Annotated in this window: 2 protein-coding genes and 1 pseudogene; all 3 read right to left on the bottom strand. The window is 24.9% G+C overall.

The window, feature by feature from the left end; all coding sequences use genetic code 11:
* A pseudogene (locus NSA58_RS18595) lies at positions 1 to 483 on the bottom strand (hypothetical protein); the annotation flags it as partial.
* Between the two features lie 64 nt (positions 484 to 547).
* Positions 548 to 1,318: a TIM barrel protein gene (locus NSA58_RS18600; RefSeq protein WP_257560824.1), complete on the bottom strand. Its 771-nt coding sequence runs from the start codon at positions 1,316 to 1,318 to the stop codon at positions 548 to 550.
* A gap of 28 nt (positions 1,319 to 1,346) precedes the next feature.
* Complete coding sequence (locus NSA58_RS18605) at positions 1,347 to 2,243, bottom strand: HD domain-containing protein (RefSeq protein WP_039679887.1); 897 nt, start codon at positions 2,241 to 2,243, stop codon at positions 1,347 to 1,349.
* Positions 2,244 to 2,637 lie beyond the last annotated feature (394 nt).

The following is a 2,637-nucleotide window of genomic DNA, read 5'->3' on the forward strand; positions in this document are numbered from 1 at the left end:
CATATAAATTAAAAAATCATATTCAAAGTCTTCATATTCCTCTTTATTTTTTAATCTTGAAATATCTGAAAGTAATTGTTCCACTTGAAATCGTTTTTCACTTGAAGATATTTTAGTAGGCCCCTCTTTATATTTTTCTCCACATAATGACAAAATTCCTTTTCCTAAATCATTTTCATCATATAATAATTTTCCATCTTTTATATTCAGAAAAAAATATGTTTTATTTTCAAGAAAACTATAACATCCTTCTACAGAAATATAATTAAAATCAAACTCTATTCCATTAATCTTTTCAATTTTTCTAATTTGATTTTCTTCTTGATTCTCTACAATAATAAATAAGTCTATATCATTTATTTTACAATTCTCTTCATATATGTTATCTTTACTTGATCCCACGTGAATAATAGACTTTACATTTTTATTTTTCTTTAGATTTTCTATTACTTCAAAAAAGGTATTGTAAACATTATTATTCATATACTTCCTCCTAGAAGTAAGAGTATCTATTTGTTATGTTTTTGTCAATAATATGAAATATTTTTTATTCAAAATAGTTACTTTTTAAAATATCTAAGGACTCTTCCACATCATTTAGGTTCATCTCAAGTACTAAAAACTCTGGTTTTAAAGATAATATAATTTTTAATTCTTGTGATGTTAAATTTCCTTTTAATATGCCTGAGTGTTCATCTTCAACTCCATTGTTATCACTAAGATGAATTACTTTTATTTTATTTTTTAATAAGTAATAATTACTTTTACAAATCAAATTATGACCGCTATCAAAACAAAATCTTATATCCTTATTACACTTAAAAATATATTCAAAATCTTCTACATCACTTCCCACATTGGAAAAGTCTCCCCCTTTAGTGTAGGTATTTTCTATTGTAATAAGTAGATTATTATTTTTTAATAACAATTGATTGAAAAAATCTACTATATTATTTAAGTATTTTACTTTATTTCTTGTTAATCTATTTGTCATAACATATCCTAAATGCATATTAAAATATGATATATTTAAAAATTTTAACTCTTCATTTAATATGTTAATATAGTTTATCCACTTATCTTTAATAAATATAATGTCTTCACATGGATTTAACTCCATAGGTAGATGAATACCAACACTTAAATTAAGTTTTTTTATAGTTTCTGCATATTTCTTCAGTAGTTCACAATCCGAAATATTATCAATCCCTATTTCTATATGATTTATTTTTTTATTTTTATTACATATCTCTAGAGCTTCATTTATATTAAATATTAATGAAGATATTCCAATTCTTATATTTTTATAATCCATCATTTTAATTCCCCTTGTTTTATATTTTCAACTAAAGATAAAGCTTCGTTTCCATTTTCTTATCATATACGGACCAAGTATCTTCTTTTGTTTCTCCTTTTATTTGGTTTACCTTATTCAAAGTAGCATCAACACTGTCAGCAAAATTTAATATTATGGATTCTTCCATATTTGCCTTTTTAGGAGATCCATATTCTAATTTGCCGTGATGTTGAGTAATACATCCTTTTATTCGTCTAATAAAATCTTCACTAAAAGGTATTTCCAGATTAATAATTGCTCTATCAATCATTTGAACACCTATAACTATATGTCCTTCAAGCTCCCCTTCTAAAGTATATTTAAAAGGGCCACTATAATCCATTTCATAAATTTTACCTATATCATGAAGTTTGGCACTTAAAACTGCAATTTCTCTTCTTCTACAATCATATATATCACATAATACTTTTGTCAAATGCATCACACCTAAAGTGTGTTCCGCCAAACCTCCAATGTAATTGTGGTGCATACTTACGCCTCCAATTCCTCGCTTGAATTTTTCTAAAAACTCTTTATTCTTAAAAAAGTAGTCATCTAGCATTTTGCCTTGTGGTGAAGTTATGCACTCTTTGCTTATCTCTTCAATGTCTTCCATGATTTCATCTATATCTCTATTAACAGTTACAAGATAATCATCAATATTATAATTTTCAATTTTTTTAACTTGAAAAACATCTAATACATAATCTTTAACACCTTCAACTTCAATAACTTGTCCTGGCTCTAATTTTACTTTTACAGGTACTTTTGCGTTTATATATCCACTTTTATCACTTAATAAATAAAGCATCTTATTTCCATCTTTATATAATTTCTTATTTACCATAAGAGAAACTTTTACACTACCATCTTTCAAGTCTTTAAGATAAGATTTTTTATCTGTCATAATTTTTCTCCTTGATTATAAAATTAGTCATAAAAAAGCTCTAGATTGAAATATAAACTATCAAATCTAGAGCTTTTCGCAAAAGACATAGGTGATAGCCTAAGCTTTTGACTTATATTTCTCAAACTTTATAATACTATCAAAAGGTTAGACAATTCTAGCTTTTACCTAGTTAGTTTGAGATTTAGTTGGTCTTTAATCAACTATTACTATTATAATAACCACTAAACAATTTTTTATTTAAATTTTTATACTATTAATTAAATTTTGATCCTCTTTTTCTCCTACTGCCACATCTACTATCATATATATTATTCTATCTTTTCTATAACCTTTAGTGATTTTTATTTGAAATAACTCACCTAGTATTCATAATTTATTTTTTGTAAATCCT

Source organism: Terrisporobacter muris, assembly GCF_024621905.1.
Taxonomy (GTDB): domain Bacteria; phylum Bacillota; class Clostridia; order Peptostreptococcales; family Peptostreptococcaceae; genus Terrisporobacter; species Terrisporobacter muris.

Coding starts and splice junctions, on each gene's coding strand:
- NSA58_RS18600 (WP_257560824.1), bottom strand. CDS start 1,318: ATGATGGATTATAAAAATATAAGAATTGGAATATCTTCATTAATATTT.
- NSA58_RS18605 (WP_039679887.1), bottom strand. CDS start 2,243: ATGACAGATAAAAAATCTTATCTTAAAGACTTGAAAGATGGTAGTGTA.